19 protein-coding genes are annotated in these 18459 nt (G+C 58.8%); 15 read left to right on the top strand and 4 right to left on the bottom strand.

Translation table 11 applies throughout. The features are described 5' to 3' along the window. Positions 1 to 80: 80 nt before the first annotated feature. The 4 genes from AAC01S_RS04445 (at position 81) to AAC01S_RS04430 (ending at position 2717) form a co-directional block, all read left to right on the top strand. A complete protein-coding gene (locus AAC01S_RS04445; protein ID WP_083511505.1) occupies positions 81 to 1196 on the top strand; it encodes a phospholipase D-like domain-containing protein in 1116 nt (371 codons plus the stop codon). After that, entirely contained in the window at positions 1187 to 1750 is a 564-nt protein-coding gene (locus AAC01S_RS04440; RefSeq protein WP_067619391.1) for a phosphatase PAP2 family protein, read from the top strand. The genes AAC01S_RS04445 and AAC01S_RS04440 overlap by 10 nt, the downstream gene beginning before the upstream one ends. A 101-nt stretch (positions 1751 to 1851) precedes the next feature. Beyond that, positions 1852 to 2208, top strand: coding sequence for a cupredoxin domain-containing protein (locus tag AAC01S_RS04435; protein WP_067619388.1), 357 nt, complete (start codon positions 1852 to 1854; stop codon positions 2206 to 2208). Positions 2209 to 2261: 53 nt separating this feature from the next. Then, on the top strand, positions 2262 to 2717 hold the full coding sequence (locus AAC01S_RS04430; RefSeq protein ID WP_245630081.1) for an OsmC family protein: 456 nt from the start codon (positions 2262 to 2264) through the stop codon (positions 2715 to 2717). Here the strand turns inward: AAC01S_RS04430 and AAC01S_RS04425 are convergent. Continuing rightward, complete coding sequence (locus tag AAC01S_RS04425) at positions 2714 to 3067, bottom strand: histidine triad nucleotide-binding protein (RefSeq protein ID WP_217997814.1); 354 nt, start codon at positions 3065 to 3067, stop codon at positions 2714 to 2716. The genes AAC01S_RS04430 and AAC01S_RS04425 overlap by 4 nt on opposite strands. A gap of 137 nt (positions 3068 to 3204) precedes the next feature. Here AAC01S_RS04425 and AAC01S_RS04420 point away from each other — a divergent pair, with 137 nt between their 5' ends. Next, on the top strand, positions 3205 to 4125 hold the full coding sequence (locus AAC01S_RS04420; protein WP_067619379.1) for an aminotransferase class IV: 921 nt from the start codon (positions 3205 to 3207) through the stop codon (positions 4123 to 4125). Positions 4126 to 4200: 75 nt separating this feature from the next. After that, complete coding sequence (locus AAC01S_RS04415) at positions 4201 to 4506, top strand: MazG-like family protein (RefSeq protein ID WP_067619376.1); 306 nt, start codon at positions 4201 to 4203, stop codon at positions 4504 to 4506. Between the two features lie 17 nt (positions 4507 to 4523). On the opposite strand, the gene AAC01S_RS04410 is transcribed toward AAC01S_RS04415, so the two are convergent. Next, positions 4524 to 5366 (bottom strand): deoxyribonuclease IV, encoded by an 843-nt coding sequence (locus AAC01S_RS04410; RefSeq protein WP_157071039.1) that lies wholly within the window; start codon positions 5364 to 5366, stop codon positions 4524 to 4526. Positions 5367 to 5474: 108 nt separating this feature from the next. On the opposite strand from AAC01S_RS04410, the gene AAC01S_RS04405 reads away from it, so the two are divergent. The 9 genes from AAC01S_RS04405 to AAC01S_RS04365 all read left to right on the top strand — a co-directional run bounded on the left by AAC01S_RS04405 (position 5475) and on the right by AAC01S_RS04365 (position 16301). After that, complete coding sequence (locus AAC01S_RS04405) at positions 5475 to 7493, top strand: peptidoglycan D,D-transpeptidase FtsI family protein (protein ID WP_067619373.1); 2019 nt, start codon at positions 5475 to 5477, stop codon at positions 7491 to 7493. A gap of 56 nt (positions 7494 to 7549) precedes the next feature. Continuing rightward, positions 7550 to 8842, top strand: a complete 1293-nt coding sequence (locus tag AAC01S_RS04400; RefSeq protein WP_245630078.1) for an MFS transporter — start codon at positions 7550 to 7552, stop codon at positions 8840 to 8842. 70 nt (positions 8843 to 8912) lie between these two features. Continuing rightward, a complete protein-coding gene (gene yfmF, locus AAC01S_RS04395; RefSeq protein WP_245630077.1) occupies positions 8913 to 10211 on the top strand; it encodes an EF-P 5-aminopentanol modification-associated protein YfmF in 1299 nt (432 codons plus the stop codon). After that, a complete protein-coding gene (yfmH, locus tag AAC01S_RS04390) occupies positions 10208 to 11485 on the top strand; it encodes an EF-P 5-aminopentanol modification-associated protein YfmH (RefSeq protein WP_067619366.1) in 1278 nt (425 codons plus the stop codon). The genes yfmF and yfmH overlap by 4 nt, the downstream gene beginning before the upstream one ends. Before the next feature lie 148 nt (positions 11486 to 11633). Then, complete coding sequence (locus AAC01S_RS04385) at positions 11634 to 12569, top strand: MBL fold metallo-hydrolase (RefSeq protein ID WP_245630076.1); 936 nt, start codon at positions 11634 to 11636, stop codon at positions 12567 to 12569. An 86-nt stretch (positions 12570 to 12655) separates the two neighbouring features. Next, positions 12656 to 13735: a threonine synthase gene (gene thrC, locus AAC01S_RS04380; RefSeq protein WP_067619363.1), complete on the top strand. Its 1080-nt coding sequence runs from the start codon at positions 12656 to 12658 to the stop codon at positions 13733 to 13735. Next, complete coding sequence (gene thrB, locus AAC01S_RS04375) at positions 13732 to 14709, top strand: homoserine kinase (protein WP_067619360.1); 978 nt, start codon at positions 13732 to 13734, stop codon at positions 14707 to 14709. Before thrC ends, thrB begins: the two co-directional genes overlap by 4 nt. Positions 14710 to 14734: 25 nt before the next feature. Continuing rightward, positions 14735 to 15130, top strand: a complete 396-nt coding sequence (locus tag AAC01S_RS04370; protein WP_067619357.1) for a hotdog fold thioesterase — start codon at positions 14735 to 14737, stop codon at positions 15128 to 15130. A gap of 358 nt (positions 15131 to 15488) precedes the next feature. Beyond that, the gene (locus AAC01S_RS04365; RefSeq protein ID WP_245630075.1) at positions 15489 to 16301 is read left to right on the top strand and encodes an SDR family NAD(P)-dependent oxidoreductase; all 813 of its coding nucleotides are present in this window, start codon (positions 15489 to 15491) and stop codon (positions 16299 to 16301) included. Positions 16302 to 16335: 34 nt separating this feature from the next. Here AAC01S_RS04365 and AAC01S_RS04360 read toward each other — a convergent pair whose 3' ends face one another. Together AAC01S_RS04360 and AAC01S_RS04355 are read right to left on the bottom strand one after the other, a co-directional pair. Continuing rightward, the gene (locus AAC01S_RS04360) at positions 16336 to 17091 is read right to left on the bottom strand and encodes a type 1 glutamine amidotransferase (protein ID WP_067619354.1); all 756 of its coding nucleotides are present in this window, start codon (positions 17089 to 17091) and stop codon (positions 16336 to 16338) included. Further along, complete coding sequence (locus AAC01S_RS04355) at positions 17051 to 18421, bottom strand: Mur ligase family protein (protein ID WP_067619351.1); 1371 nt, start codon at positions 18419 to 18421, stop codon at positions 17051 to 17053. The genes AAC01S_RS04360 and AAC01S_RS04355 overlap by 41 nt, the downstream gene beginning before the upstream one ends. Between the last annotated feature and the right edge of the window lie 38 nt (positions 18422 to 18459).

The raw sequence follows: 18459 nt of genomic DNA, 5'->3' as shown, positions 1-18459 counted from the left end.
TAATATACGTATAGTAAACAGGTTTTGGTATTTGGCTGTGGAATTCTCTGTCCAGACATGATCGGACAGGGGGAACTTTGATGCAAACTACGAATTCTAGGACATGGTCAATGGGGCGGCTCGCTCAAGCGGTGAAGGGGCGAGATCGCAGACAGATGTCGCGAGGCCTGACCTTTGGCCTGTTGCTGCTGATCCTTCCGACATTTGCCGGATGTGCCATCTTTCCTGTGTCACACACGGGATCGGTGCAGTCGCTGCCCAAGCCCGCGTATGCCGCGAATGGCATGGAACTCGTGTGGGGGAAGGACGTCAAGGCGAAGGCGTTGGCGATGATTCGCAACAGTCACACGCGCATCGATCTCGATATGTATGAGCTGTCCGATCCCGACGTGATCCAAGCGCTGAATCAGGCGTTTCATCGGCACGTTCAAGTGCAGGTCGTGTTGGACGCCACGGAGCCGCATTCGACGGGGACTGGTTACCCTGCCTTGCAAAAGGACGGCATTCCGACGGAACTGATTCATATCAAGAGCGGGATCGATCACGTCAAGATGCTGGTTGTCGACAACGACGTCCTCATCGGCGGCATGAACTACGGCAGCAGCAGTTGGGAGAACAACGACGCGTCGGTCTACATTCCCCACGCCGATGGGCAGTTTCAGGCGATGTTTGACTGGGATTTCCGCCGGGCAAGCGGAGCAGTCGCCCAAGCGCCCGTGACAGAACTGCCGCTCGTGACGGACGGTCGGATCGGGGAGGCGATGGTAACGGCCATCTCGTCCGCGCGTAAGACTATCGATATGGAAGCGTTCGACTTGTCCGATCGCGACGTGATCGACGCGCTCCATCAGGCCGTTCTGCGCGGCGTGCAGGTTTCCATCCTCGTCGATCCAACACAACGGACCTACAGTGAATCCGGAGTCTCGCTGTTGCAGGCCGCTGGCGCTCTGGTACGATATTATCGGCCCTATCAAGGTGAGTTGATGCACGCGAAGATCGTGGACATCGACCACGGACGCACGTTTTTGATTGGCAGCGCCAACTTCAGCAACCAAGCTTATACCTACAACCACGAGGCGGATCTGGAGTTGCACGATGTGCCTGAATTTGCGGCGGCGCTTGAAACGGATTTGCATCAGGAGTTGGCGAGAGGGACCGATGATCCGCTGAAGGAAAAGGAGTCGACATGGACGTAACCGAGTGGCTGTGGGACAGAGCCGAGCGCATGGATGCCGCCATTACGCGCGCCATGCAGCGCCTCTGGCAAGTGTCCCACCTATTGAACGCGACGATGGTCATCGTTGCGAAATATACGCCGATTTTCATGCTGGTGACGCTCGTCATCGCCTCAACGGGCTGGCTGCCAGTCGAAGCAAACGCGGCCAAAGCTCCTTGGAACGTGGCGTCATCCATATGTGCGGCCTTGCTGATACGCGGAATCCACGAGCCGATCAGCCGCCTGGTCAGCCGCCCTCGGCCGTTTGACACAGAGCCGTTTCAGCCGCTCTTGCGCCATGATCCAGGCGAGTCGTTTCCGAGCAATCACGCGGCTGGAGGATTCGCGTTGGCGATGGGAGCCGTCCACTTGCCTGGCTATTTTCCGATTCTGCTCTGCCTTGCGATTGTACTTGCTTGTTCACGCACGTACTGTGGGCTGCACCATGCGACTGACGTCGTCATTGGTTCGCTCGGAGGCATCGGAACGGGGCTGGTTGTCGCATCGTTCGCCAGATGCCTAGGTTTTGTGTAGGCCACAGTCCCTACCGACATCGAGAAGAATGGAATGGCCTTGGAAAAGTCATCCTACCCATAGTGGATTTCTAGCTGAGTGGGACGGAGGACTATCGTGAAATGAAGGCGATACACAAGGCGTTGATCGCGGGTATGGGGATGTTGACGATGACCTCTCTCTGGACAATCGCAAGCGCGCAAACGCAGGTTACACTCCAGGATGGAAGGATATCGCCAACGCATCTGACTGCCACAAAGGGGGTCAAAGTCGAAATCTCCATTCAGAACAAGGGCGCTCAAATCCACAACTTTGTCATCCCCGACTTTTATATCTTTACACACAACCTGCAGCCGGGCGAACGGACAAGCGTTTCCTTCGTGCCGGACAAGACCGGTGCGTTCTCCTTTTACTCGGATCGGCAGGGCGTCCCTGAGCCAGGCATGCAAGGTACGATGACCGTTTCGGAACGACCGTGACGAACCTGATGTCCCAAGGTACAATAGTGGACATGGGGGTGTCGACGTTGGAGATGAAGGTTACGAGCAAATGGCTGGGGAAACGCCATTTTCAAGCAGACGGACCATCTGGCAATACCATCTACATGGACGCGAAGCGTGAGGACGGTGGCACAGGACAAGGGAACCGTCCCATGGAATTGCTTCTGATGGGCATTGTCGGATGTACAGGTATAGACATTGCGATGATCCTGGAGCGCATGCGGGTCAACATGGAGGGACTTGAGATTGAGGCGGTCGGCGAACGCCGGGACGAGTTTCCGCAGGCGTTCACGCGCATTCATCTCACGTATCACATCACGGGTGATGTGCCTGCGGCCAAGGCATGGCGCGCCATTCACTTGAGTGAAGAAAAATATTGCTCCGCGATTGGCAGCATTCGCGCTGAAGTCGTTCCGCATCTGGTGCTGAACGGCACGGATATTCCGCCGCTCGACGTGGTCACGCAAGGAGATGGCCAGCCAGATTAACCTGGCGGCCATCCCAACTGCCGTCCGCCGATGACATGGTAATGCAGGTGCGGCACGGTTTGCTGACCATGATGTCCGATGTTCGTCACCACGCGGTAGCCCTTTTCCGCGATGCCGGTCTTTTCCGCGACTTGCGGGATGACTGCGTGAAGGTGCCCAAGCACGTTGGCATCTTCTGCCGTCACGGTCTGGGCTGACGCGATATGGCGTTTCGGTATGACCAGCACGTGTACGGGGGCTTGCGGACGAATGTCCTGAAAGGCCAAGACCACATCGTCCTCATAGAGCTTTTCCGAAGGAATCTCTCCGGCGACAAGCTTGCAAAATAAGCAATCTTCCACCCTGTCCATCCTCCATTTCGCACACTCTTCGTCATTATACCACCTTCGTCCGCGGCGATGGACGGCGTTCGGACTCTGTCCGCCGTATTGCATGGGCGATCGAGATGCTATAATAGTTGAAAATTCCGTAAAGCGGGGGACGCCCAGTGACTGTGGTAGGGTACTTCAATGGTGCATACGTCGATCCGACAGAAGGCGTCGTGCCTATCGACGAGCGTGGACATCAGTTTGGCGATGGGATATACGAGGTCATTCGCGTGTACGACGGGCGCCCGTTTCTTCTGGAGTGGCATTTGGATAGGTTGTTCGCGAGTCTTCGGGCGATTCGCATCGACAGTCCGCTGGATCGCGATGGATATACCCGTCTGATCGACGATTTGATTGAACGGAGCGGCGAGCGAGAGGCCCTGGTGTATCTCCAGATTACGCGCGGCTCGGCGATTCGCAACCACTACTTCCCACAACCGCCAGCGCCCTCGAACGTCAGCGCGACCATCCGGCCCGCCGCGGCATCCGGCAGCACCCAGCCGGGAAAATTGCTCATGATGCGGGACGAGCGCTGGGCAAACGCATATATCAAAACTATCAACCTGCTGCCGAACATTATCGCCAAACAGACCGCGCACGATGCAGGGGCCGACGAAGCGCTGCTGGTTCGCGACGGCAAGATGATTGAATCAGCCAGTTCCAACCTGTTTTTTGTGAAGGACGGCCACTTCATTACGGCCCCCACGGATCGCTTTATTTTACCTGGGATTACGCGGCGATTGGTGTTGGAACTCGCCAGTTCGCTCGGCATCCCTGTCGAAGAGCGGAAAGTGCCTGTCGCCGAACTGTCGTCGATGGACGGGATATTCATTACTGGAACAGGCTCTGAAGTTTTCCCCATCGACACCGTGCTCAGCCATCCATCCCTCGATGTCGAAGGCGACATGCCGGAGGTTTCACCGCATCCGATCGTCCTGCAGCCAAATTCGTGCAGCGTGATTTGGCGAGCCGCGTCGCTCGAGCTGGTGGAGCGCTTGCGGGAAGCGTATCGCGAAAAGGTGCGCGGCCCGAGGTCGTAGCGCGAGGTAAGAACTGACCGAACGTCGAGTACAAGTGACGCCGTACATAACATCACACGCAGGGAGAAGACCAAGGTGGAACGCAAAACCATTTCACTGCCAAGGCTAAGCGGCCTGACGCCCACCATGGAGTCAACGATGCTGAAAATCACCGAAGAAGTCGGTGAGTTGGCGCAGGCCATCGGCAAGTTTCGCGGGCTCTCGGGGGAGCGGGATCGAAAATCGGATGAAGAAGTGGTTCGGGCTATCGTGTCCGAGTTGCTGGACGTCGCGCAGACGGCGACGTCCATGATGTTCGTGATCGAGGATATGTACGGAATCGACATGAGCGAAGAGATGGACCGCCATGTCGAGAAGCTGCGGCAAAAGGGATATCTGTAACGCCTCTCGGACGCCCCTTAGACGCGATCCAAGAGAAAGTCGATCTCTTCCTTGTATTTGCCTTCGGGCGTTTCGAGAATTTGTGGAATGCCGCGCAACGTCGGGTGGTGGACGATCCGCTTGATGGCTTCGCCCCCGAGCGACCCATCCCCGATGTTGGCGTGGCGATCCTTCCTCGACTCAAACGGATTCTTCGAGTCGTTGATATGTGCCACTTTCAGACGATCGATGCCAATCACCCGGTCAAACCGGTCGAGAAAGCCGTCGAAGTCGTTGACCACATCGTATCCGTACGAGTAGTTGTGGCACGTATCGATACATACGCCAAGCTTGTCCTCGTGATGGACTCGGCTGATGATCTCGGCAATCTCTTCGAGACTGTTGCCCACTTTCGATCCGTCTCCAGCCATCGTCTCCAGGCACAGCCAAAGTTTTTCCTCGCCCGTCAGGATTTCGTTGAGCGCATCCGCGATTTGCTGAATCGCAAACGATTCGCCCTCGCCGACATGTGAACCCGGATGCATGACGAGATAGCGAAACCCCAAATATTCCACCCGTTCGATCTCCTCGCGCAGGACGTCGATCCCGTAGCCGCGCGTGTCCGCTTTCGGGCTGGCCAGATTGACAAGGTAGGACAAGTGGACGACGGGATCGACAATGCCGTGTTCGCGCATGAGCGAAAGGGCCTCGTCGCGGTTGAATTGTTCGATGGGCCGGGCCTTGCCGCCGCGGTTCGATCTCGTATAAATCATGAAGGTGTTCGCACCATATGCGATGGTTTCTTCGACAGCCGCCAGAAGACCGGTTTTCGCGATGGACACATTGGCTCCCAGCAGGATACCGTCGTGCTCGCCTTTCATCCAACATTCCTCCATTTCTTCAGGAACATCGTAGCACACGAGCAAAATCCAGGACATGTTTCTGCGGCCGATGGGCATACTCCAAAGGATTTTGGCTTGAGGTGATGGATGTTGCGATTTTACGAAAATCCGCACCGTCCACGGATTGTGTGTATTTATCTGTGCATCTTCGCCGCGATGCTTGGCCTCACATTGAGAGTCGGGTTTCTCGACACCGTGCGCGGACAGGACATGCGGCAGATTGAAGGTCGGACGTTGACGTCCACCATTGGCATACTTCCCAATCGCGGCTGGATTTACGACAATCACATGCGCGTCTTGGCGTCGAACACCCCGGCGGTGGCCATCGTCGTCAACCGCATGGAAGTATCGAAGGACCAACTGCCTCGGCTGGCGGCTGCCTTGGCTCCCGTGATGGGGGTGTCGAAGCAAGCGCTGCTCGCAAAAATGACCGCCTTGCCAGGCGAAAAGCAAGTGATGGTGACGGACAAGGCGAATCGAGCGCAAGTGGCGTTTGTTTCGGAACATCAATCTCAACTTTCGGGCGTTCACCTGCTGGAAACCTGGACGCGGACTTACCCGTACGGCAGTTTGGCTGGACACGTCCTCGGATATATTCAGCCTCAACCCGCCGACGAAGCGGATAGATATCGGGCGGCGGGCTACTTGCCGTCGCAGAAGGTTGGAATCACTGGCGTCGAAAGCGAGTACGAACACGTTCTGGCTGGAGTACCAGGCGCAAAGGAGTGGAAGACTTCCATTTACGGCGTGCCAACCGAAGCGCAGCCAACGGTGCCGGCCATCCCAGGGAAGAGCGTCCGATTGACACTCGACGCGGGATTGCAGGCCACGGCGCAAGAGTTGGTGTGGGAGCAGTTGCAGCGGGCGCGCAAAACGCTGCCCGGACATCCGACAGACGCGGAGGCCGTGCTGCTCGACACGCGTACCGGCGGTGTTTTGTCGATGGTCAGTTACCCGTACTACGACCCAAACTGGTTCATCGATCCCGACGCTTACGCCAGGCATCGCTCGTACATTGAGAACACGCATCTTACGCCGATCATCGATCACGTCCTGTCGAGTCCGCGCTATCCGGGTTCGACCGTGAAACCGGTCAACTTGTTGGCCGCGATGGCCACAGGCGCGATTGATCCGAACACGACCCTTCACGACAGCGGGACGTTGATGGTCGGTACGTACAAAGCGCACGATTGGGCTCCCTACGGCCACGGGGACGTCGATGTCGCCAAGGCGATCCAGGTCTCTTGCGACACGTACATGTATCAAGTCGGCATGTGGATGGCGCGCTGGCGGGACGGGCCGCCGAAGGGGCAGTCCGTGTCGTGGTGGAACCAGCGGGATCGAATCAAAGGGCTCAACGAGACATTCGACTGGGAATGGAAATTCGGACTGGGACCGAAGACAGGGATTGACCTGCCAGGCGAGGCGGTCGGACGATTTTGGGCGAACGACAGTTTGCGGCATCAGATTGTCCCTTACGACCTGATTGCGTCGGAGGCCCAGATGGCCCAATCGCACCATGTTCCGAACGCAGGATTGCTGTACGACAACGCGTTCGCCAACATCGGCCAAATGCAGGAGTTCACGCCGATGCAGCTCGCCGTGTACGCGATGACGCTGGCCGACGACGGAAGGCGTTTGCGTCCCCACGTTCTCGACGCCATCCTGTCCGCCGACGGAACGCGAGTGGAGCGCAAAGTCGAACCTGTCGTCGTCGAACAGGTTCCAGTCAATCCGTCTCATTTGAAGGCTGTCAAGCGCGGCATGTACCTGGCGGTCAACGTGCCTGGGGGCACGGCCTACCGCGCGTTTGCCGGCGCGTCCTATCGCGCGGCAGGCAAGACCGGTACGGCGGAAGTCAGCCAGTGGGGGAAGAAGACGGACATCTCGCTGTTTGTCGGATACGCGCCGGCGGACAAGCCGGAAGTCGCCATCGCCGTGATGGTGCCGGGAGGCGGCGAATCGAGCGACGTCGCTGTTCCGCTCGCGCGCCGTTTGCTGGATGCGTACTTCGCGCAGAAGACGCATGATTCTCAAGCGCCGAGCGTCTCTGCGTGGCGCGAGACGGCGGCGGCCAAAGGAACACAGGACGGCATGTTGCCCTAGTATTTGGCATGCACATGGCCATCTGGAACATCGCCATCACAGCAGGAGGTCAAACCATGGTTCGTGAGCATCAACTGTCCCGTATGTCCTGGTGGTTGCTTGTAGTCAGTGGATTCTTTCACCTGTCCGTCGGACTGTCGAGCATCTTCATCAACATCTTCGTGTTCAAGGTCGATCATTCGTTCGCTGCCATAGCGCAATACAATCTGACGATTTTCATCGCCTTGCCGTTCACGTTCATCTTCGCTGCCTGGGTTGCCCGCCGGACGTCGACGGCGCTCGCGCTGCGGATCGGTATTGTGCTGCACGCGGTGTTCTACGCGGTGACGCTGATCGTCGGCGAACAGGCGGCGCGGATGCCGGAATTGCTCGGCTTGTTGACAGGTGTTGCCGAAGGTTTTTACTGGCTCGCGTTCGATGTCCTGACGGTCGAATACACGGACAAGACCGGCCACGAACGGTTCTTTGGCCTGTTTGGCGTACTGACGTCCGTCACCAACGTCGTCGCGCCGCCGGTCGCAGGTATTCTCATCAGCCGCGAGGACGCATTCCTGGGCGGCCTGACAGGGTATCACGTCGTATTTGGCATCTCGTTCGTGCTGTTTGTCGCTGCCACGGTCTTCAGCATGCGTCTGCGAAGCGAAGCCATGAAGAAGTTGAACCTGAGACGAGGCATCGCCGCGCTTCGCAAGCGTGCCTGGCTGCGCCTGATGGTGGCTTCAGCCATCTACGGATTGCGGGAAGGCGTCTTTATGTTCCTCATTGGACTGCTCGTGTTTCTGGCGACAGGCAGTGAAATGAAACTCGGCGAATTTCTGTTGCTCCAAGGAGCCCTGTCGTTCGCAGCGTTTTTCCTCGCCGGCCGCTTGTCCAGCCGTTTTCGATCCCGCCTGTTGACCTTCGGCGCGATCGGCATGTCCGTGGCTGCCTGCCTATTTCTCGTGCCGATTCGGTCGTGGACCATCATCCTGTACGGATGCCTGACATCGGCCACACTTCCGTTTTTCCTGGTGCCGATGCAGGGCTACATCTACCATGCCATGGACGAAACCGTCGCGAACGACGCCCCGCCAACCACCCATATCATCGTTCGGGAGTGGTTCGAGAACGCTGGCCGCATCGGAGGAAGTCTGCTCTTTCTTGGCATCTGCACCGGCGGCGGCGTCACCAACGTCAAAGGGCTCAGCTGGTTGTCGTTCGGTTTGGGTCTCGTTCAGTTGATTTCCCTTTACCTCGTGTGGCCTGTCGGGCACGAAGGCGGCGGCGATCGCGGAACCTTCGCTTCGTTCGATCCCGACGCCAAGCGCGAAGCATCCGCAGCGAAACGGCGCATGAATCCGACGTCATGAGCGGATTCATGTCATCTGATTTTCGTCCATTGGGTATAATTCATAGATAAGCGTGAAATGGAGGGTGTGTATGGATTCGTTTGAAACGATATCGGACGGTCGCGTCCATGTACATATGCTTCGACACAGCAATTATCGTACGAAGGAATTCAGTATCAGGCTGCATACGCCAATCCGGCGGGATCGCGTGACAGCGACCGCGTTGTTGCCGCATATGTGGATGAACGGGACTGACGGGCGCCCTTCGACGACGCTGCTGACGATCGCGGCCGACGATTTGTACGGGACGCTTGTCCGCAGCTCGCTGGGCAAACGCGGCGGCAAGCACATCTTGCAGGTTGACGCCAGCATTCCGGACGTCACAGGCCTGACCGAAGAGTCGGTGGTCGACCGGGCCATCGATCTGGCCTGCGATGTCCTGTTCGATCACACCGCTGACAAAGGCTGCTTCAGCGCCCCCGCGGTGGCCCAGGAGATCGACTTGCACCGCCGGCGCATTGAAGCGGCACGGGACGACAAGATGAGTTACGCGTTGCAGCGCTGCCTCGCCCACGTGGCGGAAAATACGCCTGCCGCGTTGCCCAGGCTCGGCTATCTCGACGATTTGCCGCAGTTGACGCCTGCGACCTTGTTTGACGTCTATCTGGCACTGCTCGAGACGAGTGAGATCCACGCTTATTTGGTCGGACCTTACGCGGATCTCACAGAGACGGCCGACAAGCTGTTGGCAAAGCTCCGCGGCATCTTGCCGAAGTCGCAAGCGGTCCGGCGGGATTCCCCGTCCGGTGCGGAAGTTCTGCCGCGAAAGTCCAGCCGGTCGTTCCAAAAAGTGACGGAGCGCCAGGATGTGGCGCAGGCTCAGCTCGACATCGCGTACCGCACCGGGATCGGCTTCGGGGACGACCGCTACCCGGCACTCCTGATGCTCAATGGCGTATTTGGTGGATTCACGCATTCCAAGCTGTTCTTGAACGTGCGCGAGAAACACTCGCTGGCTTACACCGTGTGGTCCCATCTCGATTTGATGACGGGTGTGCTGGCCGTGATGACCGGAATCAGTCCAGACAACTACGACAAAGCGGTCGACATCGTCGAACAGCAGCTCGAAGAGATACGCGCCGGCAAGATCTCCGACGCCGAAATGGAGTTCACGGTGCGAGCGCTCGAAAATCAGTACACGCTGATGTCCGACGGCCCTGCGGCACTTGCGAATTGGCACTATACCGGCGTATTGAGCGGGGCGGCGAGGGACGTCGACCAATTGATTCAAGACCTGCGCCGAGTCGGCAAAGATGATCTCGTCCAGGTCGCGCAGGAAATTGAACCCAGCACCATCTATTTCTTGACGAGGGAGGAGGGCACAGCATGAGCCATGCCATTCCCGCCACAGCTTTGGACGTTCGTGAGATGACCTTGGACAACGGGCTTCGCGTCATCCTCATTCCCCGCCCGGGCTTCAAGCAAACGTTCGCCATGTTCGCGACCAAGTACGGATCGATCGACAACGAATTTCTCGTCGATGGCAAAAAGCGGCGTGTGCCCGACGGGATCGCCCATTTTTTGGAGCATAAGATGTTTGAAGACGAACAGGCGGACGTCTTCGCGCAATTTGCCAAACACGGGGCTTCGGTCAACGCGTTCACCACGTTTGATCAGACCGCCTATTACTTTTCCAGCACGTCCGACGTCAAGGAGAATCTCGACATCCTCCTCGATTTCGTGCAGCACATCTATCTCACGGACGAAAACGTCGAAAAGGAAAAGGGGATCATTGCGCAGGAAATCCGCATGGGAGAAGACAATCCGGATCAGCGGGTGTTTCGCGAACTGTTGTCGGCGATGTATTCCGCCCATCCCGTGCGCATCGACATCGCGGGCAGCGTCGAATCGATTTACCAAATTACGCGCCAGGATCTGCTGGATTGCTACCATACGTTCTATCACCCGAGCAATATGATGCTGGTCATGGCAGGCGGCTTCGACGCCGCTGGGGCCGCAGGCTGGATACAGGCCAATCAGGCGAAAAAGTCGTTTGGCCCAGGCGGATCGATTGACCGGAAGTACCCTGCGGAACCGGAGAGCCCCGGCACGCCGCGCCACCGCACGCAATTGTCTGTGGCGATGCCGCGTTGTCTGATTGGATGGAAGGACAGATCTGGAGAGCAGGACGGCCGAAAACTGCTGCATCAGGAGATGCTCACAGGCATTATCATGGATACGCTGTTCGGCAAGACGAGCGCGTTCTATGCGGAACTCCTGGAGAATGGGCTGATTGACAAAGGCTTCTCGTGGGAATACGAGCTCACCGAGTGGTACGGATACAGCGTGATTGGAGGAAATTCGCCCAAGCCGGACGAATTGGTGGACAGAGTGAGCGAATACACCGACCGCATTCGCCGTGGCGGCGTCGATGAAGCAGCATTCGAGCGGGCCCGGAAGAAGGCCATTGGGCGATTTATCACGAGCCTGGATCACGTGTCGCACATCGTTCGATCCTGTATTGCGTACCGCTTTCGCGGCGCCGATTTCCTGGACACGGTGGCGGTTCTCGACAGCCTCCGGATCGACGACGCGAACGCGCGGCTGCTGGAACACTTCGATCCCGCCCAAATGGTCGTAAGCCAGGTCGTTGACAAAGCATAGGACTTGACCGGTGGGATGATTGCGGTGCGCGCGGGATCGGCCGCTGCCGACCCCGCCGCGGCCCTGCGGCATCGCTGCTGCAACATCGCCCAATCGCCGATCGTTTCGTCGCCTCTACATTACCAGCCCGCCGGGAGCGAATCCAGTCATGGTCACAATCGTCATCGTTGCCGTTATCATCGCACTCATCCTGCTCGCGGTGTTCACGTTTTACTTCCTTTACCGCCGTTTCACGCGGACTTGGCCCAAGCCGCCGTTTCGCATGCCCGCTCGCACGCCGAATCCGGCCAACTGGCCGAACGAGGGTCTGTACCTCACCTGGCTTGGCCATTCCACCGTGCTGATGCACATGGACGGCGTTCGCATTCTGACCGATCCGGTGCTGGAGCGGAAAGTGGGCCTCCGTGTGCTTCCTGGCCTCGTGATCGGTCCGAAACGCCATGTGGCGCCGGCGCTTTCCGCCGAAAGGTGCGGCCCGGTCGATCTCGTCCTATTGTCTCATGCCCACCTCGATCACGCCGATATCCCTACCTTGCGCAAGGTTGTGAAACCAAGCACGATCGTCGTCACGGCAAAGTTCACGAAGCATCTGCTGGCGTCGTGCCGTCCGCGTGAAGTTCACGAAATCGAACCGGGTGAGCGTATCACCCTGGCCAACGGCATCGTTGTCACGGCGTATCCGGTTCGCCATTGGGGCAGCCGATTTCCCTGGAATCGACGGATGGGGTACCAGTCGTACGTCGTGCGCTATCGCGATCATGCGGTCTATTTCGCTGGAGATACAGCGATGACGGATATGTCCGACGTGGCCAAGGAGCGGCCGCAGGTGGCGATGATGCCGATTGGCGCGTACTCGCCGGAGACGTTTCAAGGCGCGCATTGCACGCCGGAACAGGCGTGGGACATGTTCGTCGCCACAGGTGCGGCGTATTTCGTGCCGATTCACCACGATACGTTCGTGCTGTCGGCGGAGCCGGTGGACGAGCCCTTGCGACGGCTGCTAGTCGCGGCGGGCGACGCGAAATCGCGCGTCGTTGCGCGAGAGCACGGGGAGACATTTTGTATGGAGTCGGGCGAGGTTTGAGAGCGGGATCGAATCAAACGTTGACGCATGGACGCTTTTCTATGAAAATTCGGGTAAACAGATAGCAATTCAAAGGAGATTCGACCATGAACATAGCCGGACAGCCTTATCGCGGATGGCCAGGGTTGCTTGCAGCGTATGCAGAGTTTCTGCCAGTGGAGGAAGCGACGCCGAAACTGACGCTTCACGAAGGCAACACGCCGCTTGTCTACGCGCACCGCATCAGCGAACAGGTGGAGAAGCACGTCTATTTGAAGTTCGAAGGGGCTAATCCGACGGGATCGTTCAAGGATAGAGGGATGGTGCTCGCCGTCGCGAAGGCGAAGGAAGCGGGCAAGGAGACGGTGATTTGCGCCAGCACGGGCAATACGTCCGCTTCTGCCGCAGCGTATGCGGCGAGGGCCGGCATGCAAGCCGTCATTCTGATTCCGCATGGGTATGTCGCGCTTGGGAAACTGGCGCAAGCGGTGCAATATGGTGCGCGGATCGTCGCGATCCGCGGGAATTTCGACAGGGCGCTCGAGATCGTCCGCGAGGTTGCGCAGCCGCTTGGCATGGAAATCGTCAATTCCATCAATCCATTTCGCTTGATGGGACAACAGACCGGAGCGTTTGAAGTGTGCGACGTGCTCGGCAAAGCCCCGGACTCGCTGTACATTCCAGTGGGCAATGCCGGCAATATCAGTGCCTACTGGATGGGCTTCGAAGCGTATTTTGCGGCAGGCAAGGTCCAGAACAAGCCGAAAATGTTCGGTTTTGAGGCAGAAGGCTCGGCGGCGATCGTCCGCGAAGAGCCCATCGAGCATCCTGAGACGTTTGCCACGGCGATCCGCATCGGCAACCCGGCGTCTTGGGACAAGGCAGTGCATGCGGCGAAGGCGTCAGGCGGCGAAATCAACTTCGTGACCGACGAGGAAATCGCGGACGCTTACCGTTTGATCGCACGCGAAGGGATGTTCGCAGAACCTGCGTCCGCAGCGAGCGTCGCGGGGCTTCTGAAGCGTCACCGTTTGGGCCTGTTGGATGAAGGCGATACGATTGTCTGCGTCTTGACGGGCAATGGTCTGAAAGATCCGGACAGCGCCATTCGCTTGGCCGGGGACGTTACCGAAGTTGTCGACAGCGATTTGCAGTCGGTCACGGCCTTGTTAGGAGGCCGCGCATGACGTCGCAGATTCCGGATGCTTCGCTCGTCGTGCAAGTTCCCGCGACGAGCGCGAACCTTGGGCCAGGGTTCGATTGTCTCGGTCTGGCCTTGCAATTGTACAACACGTTCACACTCCGCGTCGGCCAGCCGTTTACCATCGAAGTCACGGGCGAATCCGCCGATTCCCTGCCGCGATCCGAAGACAACGTGGTCATGCAGTCGATGCGGCTCGTTTTCGATGCGGCAGGATTGTCGCTGTCGGACTTTCCTTCGTTCGCGCTGGCATTGGACAACCAGATTCCCGTGTCGTCCGGACTTGGCTCCAGCGCGTCCGCCATCGTCGGCGGCATTGTCCTCGCCAATGGCCTGGTCGAACGGTTCTATCCCGAGAAGCGCTTTACCCGAGAGAGGCTGCTCGATCTCGCCACAGAGATGGAAGGCCATCCCGACAATGTGGCACCGGCGCTCCTCGGAGGAGCAGTCTTGGCGTTTCGCGACAAGGCCGGGTTGCGGACGACGTCAGTTCCCATCCCCGCTGGACTGAGATTCGTATCCGCCACCCCAGATTTCGCGCTCAGCACCGAAATGGCGCGACGCGTTCTGCCGACGGAGTATCGAAGGAGCGACGTGATCGACAACGTTTCCCAGACCGCAAGACTGATGCTCGCCTTGGCGAAACCGGACTTGGATCTCTTGCGTGGGGGGCTCATCGACAAAGTGCACGAGCCGTATCGGAAGCCGCTCGTCGTCGGGGCGGACGAGGTCGAACGAGCGGCCGTGGCCGCAGGCGCGTTCGCCGTCACGCTGAGCGGCGCCGGACCAACGCTCCTCGCATGGTGCAAGAGCGACGTGGCGACGACGGTCGCCGACGAGATGACGCTCGCGTGGCGGAACCTTGGCATGCCCTGTCGATCGCTCGTGCTGCTCCCCAGCATGAGTCCAACGGTCCCATCGTGGTATGATGAGACGACGGCGAACCAACCGTTTTCTTAAAGGCGCACGAAAGAGGTAAGGCTGTATGGAACTTCAGGATATGTTGGCGGGAACGCTGATGGAGACGCTCGGTATGAAGGTCGTCGAATCATCGCGCGATCTCGTGGTTATGACCATGCCCGTGGATCACCGAACGCACCAGCCGATGGGGCTGTTGCACGGCGGCGCGAGTGTCGCCCTTGCCGAATCGGCGGCAAGCCTGGCGTCCATGCTGAACCTGGATGCCGAACATCAGGCGGCGGTGGGTATCGAAATCAACGCGAACCACGTCCGTTCCGTCCGCGAAGGGACCGTCACCGCGATTGCGACACCGCTTCATCGCGGCGCCACAACGATGGTCTGGGACGTGAGAATCACGGACGATCGCGACAGGCTGGTGTGTGTATCACGCTGCACGGTGGCGGTTGTGAAGAAGCGCTGACCGCGGTCGGCGAGAGGTGCGCTCCGGACTGGTGGGTAGGCCAGGCTGGAGGCAGGCTGGAGGCAGGCGCGGACAAATAAGCGTCCCTCAGCCGCTTATTTCGTTGAAATGGTCGGATCGGAAGGCAAATAAGCGTCTCCAGGACGCTTATTTGCCTTCGACACGCCCGAGACGTGGGGATGGGAGCCGCTTAAGCGTCTGCGGGCGGCTTATTCGTTGCAAATCTTCCGATTCGACACACTTAAGCGGCCATCGGCCGCTTATTCGCCGCCCGTCGTCCAGCTTGCCGTCGGCCGCCCAGCGTCGTCCAATTTGTTTACCCATGCGAATACTGCAATGAAGGAACGGTGGATTGCTGATGAGTACGGATGAAGGCGTGATCGATACGCGCTGGTTGTCGGGAGCAAGCATGTTTTCCCTGCAAGGCAAGCGCGTGGTGGTGACTGGGGCGAGTCGTGGCATTGGTGCGGCTTTGGCTGTCGGTGCGGCGGCGAGTGGTGCCGATGTGGTCCTCTTGGGGCGCGATCGCGACGCCTTAGGGCAGGTGGCCGCATCGCTGGGGCGCCATCTCCCTGAGCGGCGGGTCGACGTGCACACGTGCGACTTGCGCGACACGGAGGCGATTGGCGATCTCGCCCAAGCCGTCCTGCGCGACGGTCCGGTGGATGTCTTGGTCAACAACGCGGGAATGAACATCCGATCGCGGGCGCTCAATGTCACGCCGGAGGAGTGGCAGACGGTGATGGATACGGATTTGCGTGGCGCCTTTTTTGTCGCGCAAGCCTTTGGACGGCACATGGTCGAGCGCGGCAAGGGCAGCATCATCAACGTCTCGTCCGTCGGCGGCCATGTCGCGCTTCGAACGGGCGTCGCGTACGCGTCGGCGAAGGCGGGCGTGATTCAGATGACGAAGGTCCTTGCCTTGGAGTGGGGCAAGCACAACGTACGCGTCAACGGTATTGGACCGTGGTACTTCCGAACCCCGCTCACGGCAGGGCTGTTGCAGCAGCCGGACTATCTCGCCGAGGTGCTGGCGCGCACGCCGCTTGGCAGGGTCGGCGAACTGGACGAGTTGATTGGACCGATGGTGTTTTTGGCCTCCGACGCCGCGTCCTACGTGACGGGGCAAACGCTGTTCGTCGACGGCGGCATGACGATATATGGTTTCTGACGAGCGGGTCAGACGAGCAAGCGGCTTCACATGGTCAAAGGGACGGAACGCTCGTTTCGACTTCAGGCATGCGCAATTTGAGAAACGCCTGCCGGGCCTGGTTCTCCAACTCGTCGTCGAGCGGTTCCAGCGGTTCCTTCACGCCGGCGTACTGGAGCGCGGTCGTGAGCACGACGTCGGCTAAGCGCGGGTTTTTCGGCAACAGCGGCCCGTGAATATATGTCCCCCAGACGTTGTGATAGCGGACGCCCTCAAAGCCGCTCGCTCCGTCGTTGCCATGCCCGTGAAGGACCTTGCCGAGCGGTTCGTGTTCGTGAACGGTTCGTCCGCCGTGATTCTCGAATCCCATCACGATCCCGGCGTCCGGCGTCTCGATGGCTACGTTGCCAATCAGCCGAGGCAGTCCGACGCCTGCGGACGTGTACATGTTGAGAATATCGAGTCCCGGCAGTTTTTCACCATTTGGCAACTGATAGTAAGCACCGAGCAGTTGATATCCCCCACAGATGGCCAGTACGGGCAGGCCATCTTCAATGGCTGCTTTGAGTTCCGCCTTGTATCCTTTCAGGTACTCCGCAACGATTCCCTGCTCGCGATCCGATCCGCCGCCGAGGAGAATCAGATCATAGGCTGACAGGCGTGGCACATCACGGTGCGTCACTTCGTGAACCTCCACAGAAAAACCGCGCCAGCGAAGCCGCTGTGTGAGCGTGAGGATATTGCCTCTATCCGCATAGAGATTCAGCAAATCAGGAAACAGATGTGCGATATGCAACGTTCGTCGATTCATGTGAACCTACCTTTGTCGTCAGAGTCTGAACCGTCGGATGAAGCAGCGTGTAGGTCGTGAGAATGTAGATGGGCAGCGACTGTGACGAGGCGATGGAGAGCGCGGCGTCCAAGGCTTCATCCATGTCCGCAATCACCGATATCACATGTGAAGACAAACCTCCGTATTTCAGCCGCAACGCCATGTCGTGAGCTCGCAGGCCGCTTGTGATGACGCGCACGATGCTCGGATCGTCCGTGAGCATCTCGAAGTCGGCATCCCACAGCCAGGACACGTCTTTGCCGTCGGCGGCGAGATCGTTGATGCCAATCACGACGACCTTTTGGGCGGGATCGCTGGTCACGGCTTGCACAACACTGTCACAGCCGGTGGGATTTTTGATGAGATTTAGCTTCACAGGCACGTCGAGTTGGAACGATTGCATGCGGCCGTCGGGCGAGACGTAATTCGCGAGCCCTGCGTGAATGTGTTCTGACCACAAGCCCACGACGCGAGCGCCAGCCGTCGCGGCGAGCACGTTGTAGGCGTTGTACAATCCCTCGACCGGCATGTCCAGCGTGAGATCAGGCAGGCCTTCCTCCGAGAAGCGCAGCGTGGGACCCAGGTACGTGCCGATGAACTCGGGGTGAGGCCGCGCGAAGTCACAGTGTGGACAAGCGTACAATCCGAGCTGGCCATACCAAAAGCCGTCGTACCGAAGCTCGTGCCCGCATTGGAGGCAGAACTGCCCGTCACGAATTTGCCTGCGGGTGTCCTGGCGGGCCGTCTCTCGCGCCATGCCGTAGTAGAATGTCTTGCGGCTCGACCGCAGACCGAGGCGGCGAGAGATGGGATCGTCCCCGTTGAGGACGAGGCATGCCTCTGTCTTCCGTATCGCTTCGAACAATTTTTCGACCGTGGTATCCAGTTCGCCGTATCTGTCCAATTGATCGCGAAAAATATTCGTGACCACAATCACGACGATCGGCAGGGCCTCCGCGATCGTCGGAAATGTCGCCTCATCAACTTCCAGCACCGCCGTCTTGGCGCGGAGTTTGCCGGTCCACGAGGCGGCTTGGATGAACGCTGTGGCGATCCCCTGCGCCAAATTGGCTCCTTTGTGGTTTGTGATAATCGCCTCCTGGTGTCCGATCATCGACGCCAGCAGCGAGGTCGTCGTCGTTTTTCCGTTTGTGCCGGTGACGACGATCACGCGCTCGATTCGCCGTCCAAACCAGGCCAGCAGTTTTGGGGAGATGCGCAAGGCAACCTTGCCCGGAAAACTGGTGGCGTCTTTGCCTCGCATGCGAAGGAGCAGGGTAACCAGTTTGCCTGCCCAGATAGCGAACATATGGATCGTCCTCTCCGAAGTCAGTTACAGTGTTGGCA

The sequence above is a fragment of the Alicyclobacillus acidiphilus NBRC 100859 genome (assembly GCF_001544355.1).
In the GTDB taxonomy this organism is placed as follows: domain Bacteria; phylum Bacillota; class Bacilli; order Alicyclobacillales; family Alicyclobacillaceae; genus Alicyclobacillus; species Alicyclobacillus acidiphilus.
The sequence above is the reverse complement of the archived record's forward strand: the minus strand, read 5'-3'. Positions and strand labels throughout refer to the sequence as shown.